At 32.1% G+C, this 14,780-nt stretch carries 17 protein-coding genes; 11 read left to right on the top strand and 6 right to left on the bottom strand.

The genetic code is table 11. From position 1 onward, the window contains the following. The first annotated feature begins 188 nt into the window (after positions 1 to 188). Positions 189 to 734, top strand: coding sequence for a DUF2911 domain-containing protein (locus tag RG22_RS13875; RefSeq protein ID WP_034044328.1), 546 nt, complete (start codon positions 189 to 191; stop codon positions 732 to 734). A 44-nt stretch (positions 735 to 778) separates the two neighbouring features. On the opposite strand, the gene RG22_RS13870 is transcribed toward RG22_RS13875, so the two are convergent. Next, complete coding sequence (locus RG22_RS13870; protein ID WP_034044325.1) at positions 779 to 1,408, bottom strand: 7-carboxy-7-deazaguanine synthase QueE; 630 nt, start codon at positions 1,406 to 1,408, stop codon at positions 779 to 781. Between the two features lie 117 nt (positions 1,409 to 1,525). Here RG22_RS13870 and RG22_RS17355 point away from each other — a divergent pair, with 117 nt between their 5' ends. The 8 genes from RG22_RS17355 to RG22_RS13830 all read left to right on the top strand — a co-directional run bounded on the left by RG22_RS17355 (position 1,526) and on the right by RG22_RS13830 (position 7,893). Next, positions 1,526 to 2,251 (top strand): hypothetical protein, encoded by a 726-nt coding sequence (locus RG22_RS17355; protein WP_052143753.1) that lies wholly within the window; start codon positions 1,526 to 1,528, stop codon positions 2,249 to 2,251. A 73-nt stretch (positions 2,252 to 2,324) separates the two neighbouring features. Continuing rightward, positions 2,325 to 3,866 (top strand): helicase HerA-like domain-containing protein, encoded by a 1,542-nt coding sequence (locus RG22_RS13860; protein WP_034044324.1) that lies wholly within the window; start codon positions 2,325 to 2,327, stop codon positions 3,864 to 3,866. A 41-nt stretch (positions 3,867 to 3,907) separates the two neighbouring features. Further along, entirely contained in the window at positions 3,908 to 4,468 is a 561-nt protein-coding gene (locus RG22_RS13855) for a hypothetical protein (RefSeq protein ID WP_034044322.1), read from the top strand. 14 nt (positions 4,469 to 4,482) lie between these two features. Then, positions 4,483 to 5,454, top strand: coding sequence for a YitT family protein (locus RG22_RS13850; RefSeq protein ID WP_034044320.1), 972 nt, complete (start codon positions 4,483 to 4,485; stop codon positions 5,452 to 5,454). A gap of 33 nt (positions 5,455 to 5,487) precedes the next feature. Further along, positions 5,488 to 5,856, top strand: a complete 369-nt coding sequence (locus RG22_RS13845; RefSeq protein ID WP_034044319.1) for a cupin domain-containing protein — start codon at positions 5,488 to 5,490, stop codon at positions 5,854 to 5,856. Next, positions 5,857 to 6,684 (top strand): alpha/beta fold hydrolase, encoded by an 828-nt coding sequence (locus tag RG22_RS13840; protein ID WP_034044317.1) that lies wholly within the window; start codon positions 5,857 to 5,859, stop codon positions 6,682 to 6,684. It begins immediately after the preceding gene. A gap of 20 nt (positions 6,685 to 6,704) precedes the next feature. Next, positions 6,705 to 7,463, top strand: a complete 759-nt coding sequence (gene rluF / locus RG22_RS13835; protein ID WP_034044315.1) for a 23S rRNA pseudouridine(2604) synthase RluF — start codon at positions 6,705 to 6,707, stop codon at positions 7,461 to 7,463. Between the two features lie 13 nt (positions 7,464 to 7,476). Further along, on the top strand, positions 7,477 to 7,893 hold the full coding sequence (locus RG22_RS13830; RefSeq protein ID WP_034044313.1) for a VOC family protein: 417 nt from the start codon (positions 7,477 to 7,479) through the stop codon (positions 7,891 to 7,893). On the opposite strand, the gene RG22_RS13825 is transcribed toward RG22_RS13830, so the two are convergent. From RG22_RS13825 to RG22_RS13805, 5 genes are all read right to left on the bottom strand, one after another. Next, positions 7,879 to 8,625, bottom strand: a complete 747-nt coding sequence (locus RG22_RS13825) for a YwaF family protein (RefSeq protein ID WP_034044309.1) — start codon at positions 8,623 to 8,625, stop codon at positions 7,879 to 7,881. The genes RG22_RS13830 and RG22_RS13825 overlap by 15 nt on opposite strands. Before the next feature lie 26 nt (positions 8,626 to 8,651). Beyond that, positions 8,652 to 9,530: a bifunctional 5,10-methylenetetrahydrofolate dehydrogenase/5,10-methenyltetrahydrofolate cyclohydrolase gene (locus RG22_RS13820; protein ID WP_034044306.1), complete on the bottom strand. Its 879-nt coding sequence runs from the start codon at positions 9,528 to 9,530 to the stop codon at positions 8,652 to 8,654. 68 nt (positions 9,531 to 9,598) lie between these two features. After that, a complete protein-coding gene (locus RG22_RS13815) occupies positions 9,599 to 9,973 on the bottom strand; it encodes a four helix bundle protein (protein WP_034044303.1) in 375 nt (124 codons plus the stop codon). A gap of 49 nt (positions 9,974 to 10,022) precedes the next feature. Then, positions 10,023 to 11,351, bottom strand: coding sequence for a signal recognition particle protein (ffh, locus tag RG22_RS13810; protein WP_034044301.1), 1,329 nt, complete (start codon positions 11,349 to 11,351; stop codon positions 10,023 to 10,025). Between the two features lie 189 nt (positions 11,352 to 11,540). Further along, on the bottom strand, positions 11,541 to 13,292 hold the full coding sequence (locus tag RG22_RS13805) for a hypothetical protein (protein ID WP_156113390.1): 1,752 nt from the start codon (positions 13,290 to 13,292) through the stop codon (positions 11,541 to 11,543). 148 nt (positions 13,293 to 13,440) lie between these two features. Between RG22_RS13805 and RG22_RS13800 the strand changes: the two genes are divergently transcribed. Together RG22_RS13800 and RG22_RS13795 are read left to right on the top strand one after the other, a co-directional pair. Next, entirely contained in the window at positions 13,441 to 13,956 is a 516-nt protein-coding gene (locus RG22_RS13800) for an RNA polymerase sigma factor (RefSeq protein WP_034044300.1), read from the top strand. A 2-nt stretch (positions 13,957 to 13,958) separates the two neighbouring features. Beyond that, on the top strand, positions 13,959 to 14,753 hold the full coding sequence (locus RG22_RS13795) for a cation efflux transmembrane domain-containing protein (RefSeq protein WP_034044298.1): 795 nt from the start codon (positions 13,959 to 13,961) through the stop codon (positions 14,751 to 14,753). Positions 14,754 to 14,780: the final 27 nt, after the last annotated feature.

The following is a 14,780-nucleotide window of genomic DNA, read 5'->3' as shown; positions in this document are numbered from 1 at the left end:
AAGTCGACTAATTAGTTTCAATTTAAAATCAAATAGTTAATATTAACATAAATATGAAACTAAAACATTGTATTTTATAAATATTTTATTGAATATTGTAAACTTTAACATACTGAAATGACTTTTATAAAAACTTTAAGACAATAACGCTTTACCTTTAAACCATTATAAAAACTTAAAAACTCATTATGAAAAAATTATCATGTATTACAACTATTGCCTTTGCATTTATTATGCTATTGGCTACTAATGTGAATGCCCAAGAGTTTCCTAAAATGGACAAAAGTCCAATGGATGCTGCTGCTTATCCTGCTAGCTATAAAGAATCAAATAAGCTTATAAAAATTATTTACAGCAGACCACAATTAAAAGGAAGAGACTTAGAAACTCTAGCTCCTAATGGAAAGGTTTGGAGAACTGGTGCCAATGAAGCAGCAGAATTAACGCTTTATACAGATATGAAATTAGGTAACAAAACTGTAAAAGCTGGCACTTACACATTTTACATAATTCCTGGAGAAGAAGAATGTACTGCAATAATAAGTAAAGATTTAAATGTTTGGGGTTCTTATTTTTATAAGGAAGCTAATGATGTTGCTCGCTTGTCGGTGCCTTTAAATTCATCAGAAGAATCCATAGAAGCTTTCTCTATAGCATTTGATAAAGCTGACAATGGTGTAAATATGCATTTGGGTTGGGGAACCGCAAGATTAACTGTTCCTTTTACTAAGTAATTACAAATATAAAAAAAGCCTTGAAAATTCAAGGCTTTTTTAATTTATGGGATATTTAAATACTTATGTGTTTGTAGCGACACTTTCCATTTAGGATTTGCCATTACATAATCTACAATTTCTGGAACAACTTTATCACGTTTACTCCATTCGGGTTGCAAATATAAAATGCAATCTTTATTTACTTTAGAAGCTTGTTCTTCAGCGAAGCGAAAATCATCTTTATTATAAACAATCACTTTAAGTTCGTGTGCTTTTTCGTAAACCTCTTTAGTTGGAAGTTTCATTTTTTTCGGAGACAAACAAATCCAATCCCAAGTTCCTGTCAATTTATAAGCGCCAGAGGTTTCAATATGTATTTGTAAGCCTTCAGCTTTAAGCTTATTAGTTAAAAGTGTCATATCCCAAGTTAAAGGTTCTCCTCCAGTTATTACAATAGTGTCACTATATTTTTTTGCATTTTCTACAATTTTGTTTGTATGGGTTGGCGGATGTAAATCGGCATTCCAGCTTTCTTTTACATCGCACCAATGACATCCAACATCGCATCCTCCAATTCTGATAAAATAAGCCGCAGTTCCTTTATGATACCCTTCTCCTTGGATAGTATAAAACTCTTCCATTAATGGTAACATTTCACCTTTATCAACTAAACTTTGAAGCTCTTTTTTCATAGTTTGCAAAGATACGTATTCCTATTATAAATTTGCTATTTTGATTTCCAAATGAAATTACCTACTTTCGTGTCTTATTAAAATCATAAAGTAAATTGCTCTCAACCTCTCTCTCAAATGAAAAAAACTGCGTATTTAATAATACTGCTTTGCTGCAGCTATTATTACAGTGCCGCTCAAGTTGGTATTGGCACAACAAATCCAGATCAATCGTCTATACTTGATGTAGAATCTACAGACAAAGGTGTTCTTATCCCTAGACTTACTACAGTTCAAATTAATGCTATAGTTAATCCAGCTAACGGGTTAATGATATATAATACTGATTTAAATGAGTTTCAGTTTAATTGTGGTACCACGGCAATACCAGACTGGAGCAAAATTTCTCATGGAAACTCTGTAAAATATAGTAACATAGATATAACGTCTAATTTAAACTCTTCGTCATATACTAATATTCCTATTTTTGGGTTATTAGATTGGAATGATGATACTACGTTGTATTCCCAATCTGGAAATACAATAACTATAAACACTACTGGAAGGTATAAAATTACTGCTAATATTGCTTACACTGTGCCAAGTGTGGGTAACAGTGCTCATCAGCGTGTTTCTGTAGAGGCTCGATTAGCAATTAATGGAACACCAACAGGAGCTATTGCCAATACAGGCTATGTAAGGCGTGCTAATAACCATAATGAAGCATCATTACATATAACCGAGGTTTTTAATATTATAGCTGGACAAACCATAAGTGTACAAACCATAAGAGGTGGAAATAGTGCTCCAGCAAATTTTAGAAGTGTTGGTACCTCAAATATTTACATTGAAAGAATAAAATAATTAACTTTATTTACTAAAAACCTTATTTTTTTCTTCTTCATTTTTCCTGTATTTTTATGCAAAATTATTAGGCATGAGTAATAAGGACATTTTTTTTAAGCATATCTCTGAGGGCAACACCACCAAAGGCGATTTTATTCCTATTGGAGCTGCAATGTTAAATGGTGAAACTGTTACAGGTGCACATGTAAAAATTCCTTTAAAAACCATGAACCGCCATGGTTTAATTGCAGGAGCTACTGGAACAGGAAAAACCAAATCGTTACAAGTTTTAGCCGAAAACTTGAGTGATAAAGGTATTCCCGTTTTACTTATGGATATAAAAGGTGATTTAAGCGGATTAGCGCAACCAAGTCCTGGGCATCCTAAAATTGATGAACGTCACGAAAAAATTGGATTGCCGTTTGAATCTAAATCATTTCCTGTTGAAATTTTAACACTTTCTGAGCAAGATGGAGTTAGACTAAGAGCAACTGTTAGTGAATTTGGGCCTGTTTTATTATCGCGTATCCTAGATTTATCCGAAACGCAATCCGGTGTTGTTGCTGTTATTTTTCAATACTGTGATGATAATAAATACCCAATTCTTGATTTAAAAGATTTTAAAAAAATACTACAATACGCTACAAATGAAGGTAAGAAAGAATTTACCGAAGCTTATGGCAGAATATCAACAGCATCAACAGGTGCTATTTTACGTAAAGTTGTAGAACTTGAACAGCAAGGTGCTGATTTGTTTTTTGGCGAAACCTCTTTTGATGTTGACGATTTATTACGAGTTGATGATAATGGTAGAGGTTATATTAACATTATTAGACTTACCGATATTCAAGATAGACCAAAATTATTTTCGACATTTATGTTAAGTTTATTGGCTGAAATTTATTCAACTTTCCCAGAACAAGGCGATAGCGATAGACCAGAACTTATCATGTTTATTGACGAAGCACATTTAATTTTTAACGAAGCATCAAAAGCATTATTAAATCAAATTGAAAGCATAGTAAAATTGATTCGTAGTAAAGGTGTCGGATTGTATTTTGTAACCCAAAACCCAACCGATGTCCCCGAAGCTGTTTTAAGTCAGTTAGGTTTAAAAGTGCAACATGCTTTAAGAGCTTTTACGGCAAAAGATAGAAAAGCCATTAAATTAACGGCGCAAAATTATCCAGATTCTGAGTATTACGATACTACCGAAGTTTTAACATCCTTAGGTATTGGTGAAGCTTTAGTCTCGGCTTTAGATGAAAAAGGACGACCAACGCCACTTGCCGCAACCATGATGCGTGCACCAATGAGCAGAATGGATGTTTTAACCGATGGCGAATTGAGTAATTTATTATCTGAATCTAAAATGGTTAAAAAATATAATGAAACTATTGATAGAGAAAGTGCTTACGAAATGCTTAACGAAAAAATAAAACAAGCCGAAGCAGAAGAAGCCAAAGAAAAGGCACAACGTGAAAGAGAAGCACTCAAAAAAGCTGAATCTAAACAACGCGTATCAACATCCAGACAAAGGAGTACACGTATTAATCCCGTAGTAAAAGTACTTACAAGTGCTACATTTATAAGAAGTGTTTTTGGCATTTTAAATAAAGTCTTAAAAAAATAATCGCATATCAACACTTCAATAATTCTAATAAAAAATAATCAATGCACAAATCAATTTTCAGCCTCATAATCTTAACCCTATTTGTAGTTAGTTGTAAAAAGGAACAAGACCCATTTCAAATTAGTAAGCATCATATTGGATCACTAACCGATTCTACACAAGTTAAAGATTTAGAATTTGTTTTCAGTAAAGATTCAGTTGTAAAATTTATTAGTGGTGATGAATTTACTGGCAACAATAGTGACGTTAAAATTTTTGAAAAGGGTGGTAAAAAACTATTATCGTTAACCCCAAGACAATCTTTAGATTCTACTTCGGTTATTGAAAGTGTTCAAATTTTCGATCCTCGTTTTAAAACCGATAAAAACATAACAACTTTAAGCACTTTTAAAGACATCACTAATAATTATAAAATTTCAAGAATAGATAATTTAATAAATTCTATTGTAATTTCTGTAAACGACATTAATGCTGCTTTTACAATTGATAAGAAAGAATTACCTGCAAACCTTCGTTTCGATATGAATTTAAATATTGAATCTGCACATATTCCTGATGATGCAAAAGTAAAATACTTTTTTTTAAATTGGAGTAAACTATAATAAAAGAAAACTTTATGAACCCTTTATTCTCAAAGCTTTTAGTTAATATCGCTCGCAAAAGGCTTGAAGATAAAAACACACACAAACCAGTAAATATAAATGAACTTGCTCCTGCTGTTAGAAAACTAAAAGTAGAATTATCTCATGGTATCAAAGAATATATTTTCATATTAATTGGTGTATTTTCTGCTGGTTTTGGTTTAAAAGGTTTTTTATTGCCTAATAAATTTATAGATGGTGGCGCCACAGGAATCTCACTATTATTAGAACATATAACATCCCTAAATTTAGGATTATTATTAGTCTTAGTTAACCTTCCTTTTGTATTTCTAGCTTCTAAAACCATAGGCAATAAGTTTGCTTTAAGAAGTATTGCAGCCATTACACTTTTAGCATTTGTTGTTCATTTTGTAGACTATCCAATTATTACAGAGGACAAATTATTAATTGCCGTTTTTGGTGGTTTCTTTTTAGGTTTAGGAATTGGAATGTCTATGCGAGGTGGAAGCGTTATTGACGGCACCGAAGTTTTAGCCATTTATTTGGGCAGAAAATTATCGCTTACTATTGGCGATGTATTGTTACTTATTAACATTATAATCTTCTCTATAGGTGGTTATATTTTATCTATGGAAACAGCGCTTTATGCTATTTTAACATATTTAGCAGCAGCAAAAACCGTAGATTTTGTGGTTGATGGTGTTGAAGAATATGTAGGCGTTACTATAATCTCGAACAAACATGAAGAGTTGCGACTTATGATTGTAAAAAAATTACAACGTGCTTGCACCATTTATGCAGGAAAAGGTGGCTTTGGAAGTAATGGTGAAAGCTACAATAAAGACATAATTTATACTATTGTTACACGATTAGAACTTGCTAAACTACAAACTGAAATTGATAAGATTGACGAAAAAGCCTTTGTTATTATGGGTGTTGTTAAAGATTTAAAAGGAGGAATGATTAAGAAGAAACCGATGAAATAATCGAATTAACAAAAATTGTATTACAATAAAAATATGCCTCAAAAAAAATACACCATACAAAATAAGCCTTTTGTTGTACCAACTACAGATGGTAAAATTATAAGTGAACATTTTGGAATAGCAACCGATAGGAATTCTAAAATAAGTCTCGCGCATATGAAAGCGCCAGCAGGTTGGAGCGAGCCTTTTCAAACTCCAGAATTTGATGAATACACATTCATTATCAAAGGCAAAAAACAATTTATTATTGATGGCGAAACCATTGTTTTAAAAGCTGGTGAATCTATCAAAATTAAAAAAAATACAAGAGTACAATATTCCAATCCGTTTAAAGAAACTTGCGAATATATTGCCATTTGCACGCCTGCATTTTCTATGAATTTAGTAAATAGAGAGGATTAAATGAAGCAGTATCTTCCAAAAATTATTGGTTTTTCTATAAACCTTATAAGTTATTTTTCATCTTCACGTGCAGCAAAAATAGCCATTTATATTTTTTCAAAACCAAGAAAAGGTAAGCTAAAAGAAGAGGAAATAAACTATTTAAAATCTGCTATAGAAAAAGACATTATTTACAATGATTTTACGCTAAAAACATATCACTGGAAAGGAAATAAAGAAACCGTTCTACTTGCACATGGTTGGGAAAGCAACTCTTTTAGGTGGAAAGATTTAATCGAGATACTTCGAAATTTAGATTATACCGTTATTGCCTTAGATGCACCTGCTCATGGTAATTCTGGCAGCAAAACATTCAACGCTTTGTTATACTCAGAATGCATTAATGTTACTCTAAAGCAGTTTAAAGTCGATACTATTATTGGGCACTCTGTTGGTGGTACTGCTAGTGCTATTGCATTAGATAGTAACAATAAATTATCGATTAAAAAATTAATTTCACTAGGAGCTCCTTCAAACTTTATTGGCTTGGTTAAAAGTTATAATAGCATGATGGGGTTTAATAAAAATGTTATTAAAGCTATTAACACATACTATTTAAAACATTTTGGTTATTTACCAGAATATTTTACTGTAGCAAATTTTTCGAAAAATATTCAAGCAAAGGGGTTAATTATTCACGATAAAAAAGACAGGATTATTCCTTACAGAGATGCTTTAGAAATTAAAAAACATTACCAAAATGCCGAACTAATTAAAACCATGGGGTTTGGTCACGGACTCAAATCAGATAAAGTCTATAATCATATAATAGAATTTTTAAACACCTAAGTTTATTGTACTTTTGAGCCATGAGTGAAGCATTAAAACGAATCAACAAATTTTTAAGCGAAGCTGGATATTGCTCGCGTAGAGAAGCAGATAAATTAATTGAAGCTGGTAGAGTTACCATTAACGGTGTAGTGCCAGAAATGGGAACAAAAATCTCGCTAAATGATATTGTACATGTTGATGGAAAAGAAATTAAAAACACTAAAGAATCTTTTGTTTACTTAGCGTTTAACAAACCCGTCGGAATAGTTTGCACCACAGATACAAGTGTGGAAAAAGATAATATTATCGATTATATTAACTATCCAAAACGCATTTTTCCTATTGGTAGATTAGACAAACCCAGCGAAGGTTTAATCCTTTTAACAGACGATGGCGATATTGTAAACAAGATTCTTCGAGCCAGTAATAATCACGAAAAAGAATATATTGTTACGGTTGATAAACCTATTTCGCAAACGTTTATTAATAGAATGTCTAGCGGTATTTATCTTGAAGATTTAGGGAAAACGACAAAAAAATGTGAAGTCAAAAAAATAAATTCAAATACGTTTAGCATCATTTTAACTCAAGGATTAAACAGGCAAATTCGTCGTATGTGCGAATATTTAACTTACGAGGTTGAAACCTTAAAACGTATTCGAATAATGAATATAAAACTCGATATGCCTTTAGGCGGATACAGGGAACTCACCAAAGATGAGCTTAGTGAATTAAATCGATTAATTAGCACATCTAACAAAGAATATATAGCATCTACAAATAGAATAAAAAAGTAAAAGTATATCCAACATGGCATCACCTTTTCATTTAGCAATTCCAGTTTACAATTTAGAAACTTGTAGAACGTTTTATCGTGATATTTTAAATTGTGAAGAAGGGCGAAGTGGTGACCATTGGGTAGATTTTAACTTTTTTGGGCATCAATTAGTTATTCATTACAAACCAAAATCTGATAGTGATTTACACACCAATGCTGTTGACGGAAAGGCTGTTCCTGTACCCCACTTTGGCGTAGTTTTAGATTGGGACATTTTTCACGCTTTCGCGGAGGATTTAAAAAGTAAAAATATTGAATTTGTTATAGAGCCTTACATTAGGTTTGAAGGTTTAGTAGGCGAAAAAGCCACTATGTTTTTTTATGATCCATCTGGTAATGCTTTAGAGTTTAAAGCCTTTAAAGATATAAATCAGTTATTTGCTAAATAACTGATAGTTTCTTTTACGTCTTTTTTCAATTATATAAAAAGGAAAATAAATCAGTAAAAAATAGGGGATTATTATTATTTGCACAACTATTATATAAAATGGCCATTCCCCAAAATAATCTAATACGGATGCCGATTGTGGTTTTTCATTCAAATAAAAATAATTGGCATTTAATGTGAAATTGATAATTACCATAAAGATAACGTAGAACTGCAATGCAAAAAACGATTTAAAAATACTTTTAAAAGTTGGTTTCATTTTAAATACAAAAATGGCATAAAAAATTATTATTAAAAGCCCTAGGTGAACTACCCAATACCTAAAATAGTCGAATGTTGGAAATCCTTCATGAATATCTGGTGTTAAAACGCCTTGTGTGGTTCCTGCAATAATCCAAAATGTTAATATTTCGAACATCCAAAATTTTCTGTAGTGAGTAAATATGGGAACTAACAATGCTATTAAACTGCACAAATACAAAGGCAAATCTGTGGTAATGTTGTAATTACCCATACCTATGCTGTATAAATGAAATGCTAGTACGGTAAAAGAAACCAACCACCCAAATACGTGTAACGCTTTCTGCTGTTGCTTTTTACTTAATTTTTGTCTGGAGTATTTAATAAATAAAATACAAAATATAACCGAAAAAAGAATTGGTAGTATATGCTCAAAACTACCAATAGCAACTCTTTTAAATAAAAAAATTACGTTATAAATAAGATAATCCATAACGCAATTTAACAAAAGTATATGTATTAATTTGAGTGTCTTTCTCTTGCTAACAATGTATTTTTAAGTAGCATTGCAATCGTCATAGGACCAACGCCTCCTGGAACTGGAGTAATATAACTTGCTTTTTTGCTTACACTTTCAAAATGCACATCGCCTGCTAATCTATATCCGTTTTTCTTTGTAGCATCAGGAACACGAGTGATTCCTACATCAACAATAACCACATCTTCTTTAACCATATCGCCTGTTAAAAATTCCGAAATCCCAATAGCTGCAACTATAATATCTGCTTTTTTGGTAATGTCTAATAAGTTTTTTGATCGGCTATGAACCACGGTTACTGTAGCATCACCTGCTTTTCTTTTTTGACTCATCAGTATACTCATAGGGCGACCAACAATATGGCTTCTTCCCATAACCACAACATTTTTACCTGAAGTTTCAACCTGATAGCGTTCTAATAACTCAAGTATTCCGTAAGGTGTTGCTGGTAAAAAAGTTGGTAAACTTAAAGCCATCTTTCCAACATTTGTAGGGTGAAATCCATCAACATCTTTATCAGGATTTACTGCCATTAAAACTTTTTGCTCATCAATTTGTTCTGGTAAAGGTAATTGCACAATAAACCCATCAATTTCATCATTTGTGTTTAAATCATTTATTTTTTCAAGTAAAGCTTCTTCAGAAGTGTATTCTGGCAACTCTATAAGTGTAGAATTAAATCCAACAAGCTTACAAGCTTTTACTTTGGCATTTACATAAGTCATACTTGCACCATCAGACCCCACTAGAATTGCAGCTAGGTGCGGTACTCTTTCTCCTTTTGAAACCATAGACTTTACATGATCAGCTATCTCTTCTTTAATGTCGTTACTAGTCTTTTTTCCGTCTAAAATTGTCATTATAAAATAGTTTTCAGTCGCAGTCGCAGTCACAGTTTCTTACTCTGTCAACTTACTCATGCTTATAATTAGTTTTCACTTTTTACTCCAAATTTCCCTGGATTGTTAATCATATAATTTATTAGCTTCCCAATTTCTTTACCTTCTTCTGAACATTTCGTATAATCTTCAGACGAAATATAGTTACAAGCCAATGCGAAATCTAACCATGTATTGGTTTCGGAATTCTCGCCATCAGCATCTGTAAGTTTACTTATAAAATGTTTCGGATATCTCCTTTTTCTATAAGCTTCCGAGATATTTGCACATACTGAACGTGAACTTCTTCTAATTTGATCTGTCAAAGAATAGATTTCTTCTTTAGGGAAGGATTTTGAGATTTCAAAAACTAGCATAGCTAAATCAAACGATTTTTGATAAGCCATAAGTTTTTTAAAATCCATGAATTTTATTTTTTATTCTGAGTACTGCTACTGAATGCTGTTTACTTATTTAACGCATGTTTTTCATAGCTTGCATCATTTTTTTACCGCCACCACCTTGCATCATCTTCATCATTTTGCTCATTTGGTTGAATTGTTTTAACAACTGATTTACTTGTTGAACTGATGTACCCGATCCTTTACCAATGCGTTTTTTTCTACTCGCGTCAATAACAGAAGGGTTACTTCGCTCTTTAGGTGTCATAGAATGAATAATCGCTTCAATACCTTTAAAAGCATCATCATCAATATCAACATCTTTAATCATTTTTCCAGCACCTGGAATCATTCCAACAAGGTCTTTCATGTTACCCATTTTCTTGATTTGCTGAATCTGTTTTAAGAAATCATCAAAACCAAACTGGTTCTTCGCTATTTTCTTTTGAAGTTTTCTAGCTTCAACTTCATCAAATTGTTCTTGTGCTCTTTCAACTAACGACACCACATCTCCCATTCCGAGAATACGGTCTGCCATACGCGATGGATAGAACACATCAATAGCTTCCATTTTCTCTCCCGTACCAATAAACTTAATAGGTTTATTAACTACAGATTTAATTGAAATAGCAGCTCCACCTCGTGTATCACCATCTAATTTGGTTAAAATAACACCATCAAAATTCAACGTATCATTAAAGGCTTTCGCTGTATTTACTGCATCTTGCCCTGTCATAGAGTCTACAACAAACAATGTTTCTTGCGGTTGAATGGCTTTATGTATGTTCGATATTTCGGTCATCATCACCTCATCAACAGCTAAACGACCTGCGGTATCTATAATTACCACATTAAACCCGTTAGCTTTAGCATGAGCAATACCAGCTTTAGAAATGGCAACCGGATTGTTGTTTCCTCTATCGCTGAAAACCTCAACACCAATTTGCTCTCCAACCACATGTAATTGGTCTATCGCCGCTGGACGGTACACATCACAGGCTACTAAAAGTGGCTTCTTAGTTTTTTTATTTTTAAGATAATTAGCAAGCTTACCAGAAAACGTTGTTTTACCAGAACCTTGTAAACCCGACATTAAAATAACACTTGGCGCACCAGAAAGATTAATACCCTCGGCATCACCTCCCATAAGTTCGGTAAGTTCGTCTTTAACAATCTTAACCATAAGTTGCCCTGGTTGAAGCGTTGTTAGTACGTTTTGCCCTAAAGCTTTTTCTTTAACTCTATTGGTAAACTCTTTGGCTATTTTAAAGTTAACATCGGCATCAAGTAAAGCACGACGAACTTCTTTTAAAGTTTCGGCAACATTTACCTCTGTAATGCTTCCATGTCCTTTAAGAACGTGTAAGGCTTTATCTAATTTATCGCTTAAATTATTAAACATAATTTTTATTGAAATTTTAAGAAATGCAAATTTAAGGATTTGAAGCGTATTATAGAAGTAACATTCTATAAAAAAGAAGAATAAAAAAGGCTGCCAAATTTTAATTTGACAGCCTATATAAAGGAAACTTACTTAATAATTAACCTAACCAACCGAAAAGATGAGTTTCCTTTTTCACCAAAAACATAATTATGCTTTCTTTTCAAGGACTAATATGCGTTCTATTTCTCCTGTTGAGCTTAAATCTTTTAACTCTATTCTATTTGGATTAATTTCTAAAATCTTCCATCTGTGGTTTAACACTTGAAACGGTGGCTCAATACCATAATGCATTCCTAAATGCAAACCTTCATATCTATAAGCTAACCAATTACCATCAATAATTCCGTTATTAGGATCGGTTACTTTAATCCATCCGTTTTCTAAGAAATTAATTGTATACATAAAGTATTCATCCGTTTTATTTACATCGCCATCTTTATATAAAGCTATTTCCCATTCTCCAGTTACAAGTACATCATCAATATAATTTATATCGCTATCACCATCTGGACAGTGTCTTCTTAAAACCATTTGATTGTTATCATTTTCAAGCTTAATCACACCTGGCTCTAAGAATGTAATAAACCATTCTAATTTTAAATTTGGTCTGCCATCTAAAGTAATTTGTAAGATGAAACCAGCGTTTCTAACTCCTATTTCGTAAGTACCTTCAACAAACTCTCCATTTACACGAATTTTAACAACATTATTAGCAAAGAATTTTAATGGTGTTCCTATATAATTTTTATCATTATCGTTACCATCAACCTGTAATCTGGCAACTCTCCACAAACATTCTTGTAAGTAGTTTTCAATTCTTTCTTTAGTAATGTCAATAACCACATCACAGTTTTTCTTCATGATAATTCTATTTCCACCTTCTTCGTATAGTTTTATTTTACCGTATTCAATATCGTAAACAATCCATTCTAAAGTAAAGTCTGCTAAGGTGTCGAATTCTAATTTTAAAAGTGCGCCTCTAGGGGTTACACGAGTACTCCAAGTACCAGTTAATATATCACCATTTCTAGCACGCATTTTCACAACACCATCTTCTTTAAAGTTTAAAGCATACTCTTTATAATCAGTAGTGTTATCTTGATTGTTTCTTTTAAACTCATGTACAACCCATGGGCAAATTTTTAAATATTCGTCTAAACGTTCTTTTGTAAAATCGTCGTCGCCATAATCGTTATCATCATCTTCATCACAAGTGTCTTTAGCTTCATTAATAGTGCTTTCTAGCTCTTGGTTATTATTTACAACTATTTCTGTGCCATCAGCTAAAACCATAGTTACAGGAAAGTTAAGACTTGCAAACACTTCTCCTTCTTTTACACGTTTAATGAATTTATACAATTGTCTATCATTTTCAACAGTAATCACATCAATAACTTGAAAGTTAGCATCGTAAATCGAAAAAGAAATTGGATATTTAAAATCGATACATTCTATATCGTCGTCATTTTCATTTTCACCTTTACATTCATCAACAAATTCTTTTAATTCAGCGGCATTATTGATTACAATATCGTCATGTTCTGCTGTAATAATTGTAATAGGAAAGATGATATCTAAACGATCGTCATCTTCTTCAAACTCATTAAAAATAGCTTCAATCACTTTATAGTCTTCTTCTGAATCTATAATAATTTCGAGTCCGTTAACAACAACCGTAACAGGTAATTTAATAGATAAACAACTTGCTCTGTCAATAATATTGTCTTTAGAGCCATCCATTTTAGAAGCAGAACTCATTAGCGCCGTTAATGGAGCACTAGCTGTAAGAGCTTCAGTCTCTGCTGGTGGTGTAATGTCAACAACTTCTTCCTGACAAGATGTAAACATTAAAAGGGCAAAAAAAGGTAATAGCAATAAAGTACTAATTTTAGTTTTCATAATATTAAAATTTGGGTTAAACATAGCATTTTGAATATAAAACAAGATAACTTTAAAAATTCCTACCCTACTTTTTAAAAAAATTTAAAAAATTCCAAATTATAAACTCTAAAAAAGCTTATTTTAGTAGTATTAACAGCTAATTACAATGGAGAAACAATTACACGATAATATTTGCGAGGAACGTATTTTTTCTTCCATATTTAATAAACACGCTAAAGATTTACACAACTTTTTATACTATAAGTTTGGCGAGTTGCTAAACCCAAAAGACAAAACGCAAGAAGCTTTTATAAAGTTATGGCAAAACTGCGCGAAGATTTCTCCAGACAAAGCCAAAAGTTTTTTATTTACTACCGCCAATAATTTAATGTTGAATGAAGCGGCACACCAAAAAGTAGTGCTAAAATACCAGCAAACGAAACCGAAAATGTCTACTAACGAAAGCCCTGAGTTTTTAATGCAGGAAACTGAGTATAATGACAAGTTACAAAAAGCCTTAGCAAATTTAACCGAATCACAACGTGTTGCTTTTATGATGAATAGAGTTGAAGGAAAACGTTTTAAAGAAATTGCAGAGCTTTTAGACATATCGACCAAAGCGGTTGAAAAACGGATTTATGGTGCTTTGGCGAAATTGAGGGAGGATATTAAGGAGTTGTGATGATGAAAAAAACGTTATTTCAAATCAATAAAATGGATTGTCCTTCTGAAGAAAATTTAATTCGAATGAAATTAGAAGGAATTTCTAGTATTAAAAATTTGGAATTTGACATTCCTAACCGAATATTAACAGTTTTTCATATTGGGAAAATTGACCAAATTGAAAAATCTATAGCCCAATTAAACTTAGGCGAAAAAAAATTAAAAACCGAACACAGTGAACAAATTGAATTTATAGAAAATTCTAACCAAAGAAAACTACTTTGGGCTGTTTTATCTATAAACTTCTTGTTTTTCCTTTTAGAAATGACAACTGGAATCATTTCCAAGTCAATGGGACTTGTTGCAGATAGTTTAGACATGCTTGCTGATTCATTCGTATATGGGTTAAGCCTTTTAGCAGTTGGCAGAACATTATCAACAAAAAAGCGTGTAGTAAAACTTGCAGGTTATTTTCAAATAACGCTTGCCATTATCGGTTTTTTGGAAGTACTAAGGCGCTTTTTTGGCACAGAAAATCTTCCCAACTTTTCTACCATGATTATTATTTCCTTTTTAGCTTTAATAGCAAATAGTGTTTGCCTTTACCTTCTCCAAAAATCTAAAAGCAAAAAAGAAGCACATATGAGGGCAAGTATGATTTTCACCTCAAATGACATCATTATCAATTTAGGTGTTATTTCTGCTGGATTATTAGTCAACTGGCTTAATTCGAATAAACCTGACTTGATCATTGGAACTATCGTTTTTATTTTAGTAGTTCAAGGCGCTATAAGAATATTAAAACTTGGGAAGTAAATATTAATTTAAAAAAAATCACTCCAA

The organism is Wocania ichthyoenteri Th78 (assembly GCF_000789235.1).
In the GTDB taxonomy this organism is placed as follows: Bacteria; Bacteroidota; Bacteroidia; order Flavobacteriales; family Flavobacteriaceae; genus Wocania_A; species Wocania_A ichthyoenteri.
The sequence above is the reverse complement of the archived record's forward strand: the minus strand, read 5'-3'. Positions and strand labels throughout refer to the sequence as shown.

What these genes read in the sequence shown, in the direction of transcription:
- RG22_RS13875 (WP_034044328.1), top strand. Translation starts at nt 189, where the DNA reads ATGAAAAAATTATCATGTATTACAACTATTGCCTTTGCATTTATTATG.
- RG22_RS13870 (WP_034044325.1), bottom strand. Translation starts at nt 1,408, where the DNA reads ATGAAAAAAGAGCTTCAAAGTTTAGTTGATAAAGGTGAAATGTTACCA.
- RG22_RS17355 (WP_052143753.1), top strand. Translation starts at nt 1,526, where the DNA reads ATGAAAAAAACTGCGTATTTAATAATACTGCTTTGCTGCAGCTATTAT.
- RG22_RS13860 (WP_034044324.1), top strand. Translation starts at nt 2,325, where the DNA reads ATGAGTAATAAGGACATTTTTTTTAAGCATATCTCTGAGGGCAACACC.
- RG22_RS13855 (WP_034044322.1), top strand. Translation starts at nt 3,908, where the DNA reads ATGCACAAATCAATTTTCAGCCTCATAATCTTAACCCTATTTGTAGTT.
- RG22_RS13850 (WP_034044320.1), top strand. Translation starts at nt 4,483, where the DNA reads ATGAACCCTTTATTCTCAAAGCTTTTAGTTAATATCGCTCGCAAAAGG.
- RG22_RS13845 (WP_034044319.1), top strand. Translation starts at nt 5,488, where the DNA reads ATGCCTCAAAAAAAATACACCATACAAAATAAGCCTTTTGTTGTACCA.
- RG22_RS13840 (WP_034044317.1), top strand. Translation starts at nt 5,857, where the DNA reads ATGAAGCAGTATCTTCCAAAAATTATTGGTTTTTCTATAAACCTTATA.
- rluF (WP_034044315.1), top strand. Translation starts at nt 6,705, where the DNA reads ATGAGTGAAGCATTAAAACGAATCAACAAATTTTTAAGCGAAGCTGGA.
- RG22_RS13830 (WP_034044313.1), top strand. Translation starts at nt 7,477, where the DNA reads ATGGCATCACCTTTTCATTTAGCAATTCCAGTTTACAATTTAGAAACT.
- RG22_RS13825 (WP_034044309.1), bottom strand. Translation starts at nt 8,625, where the DNA reads ATGGATTATCTTATTTATAACGTAATTTTTTTATTTAAAAGAGTTGCT.
- RG22_RS13820 (WP_034044306.1), bottom strand. Translation starts at nt 9,530, where the DNA reads ATGACAATTTTAGACGGAAAAAAGACTAGTAACGACATTAAAGAAGAG.
- RG22_RS13815 (WP_034044303.1), bottom strand. Translation starts at nt 9,973, where the DNA reads ATGGATTTTAAAAAACTTATGGCTTATCAAAAATCGTTTGATTTAGCT.
- ffh (WP_034044301.1), bottom strand. Translation starts at nt 11,351, where the DNA reads ATGTTTAATAATTTAAGCGATAAATTAGATAAAGCCTTACACGTTCTT.
- RG22_RS13805 (WP_156113390.1), bottom strand. Translation starts at nt 13,292, where the DNA reads ATGAAAACTAAAATTAGTACTTTATTGCTATTACCTTTTTTTGCCCTT.
- RG22_RS13800 (WP_034044300.1), top strand. Translation starts at nt 13,441, where the DNA reads ATGGAGAAACAATTACACGATAATATTTGCGAGGAACGTATTTTTTCT.
- RG22_RS13795 (WP_034044298.1), top strand. Translation starts at nt 13,959, where the DNA reads ATGAAAAAAACGTTATTTCAAATCAATAAAATGGATTGTCCTTCTGAA.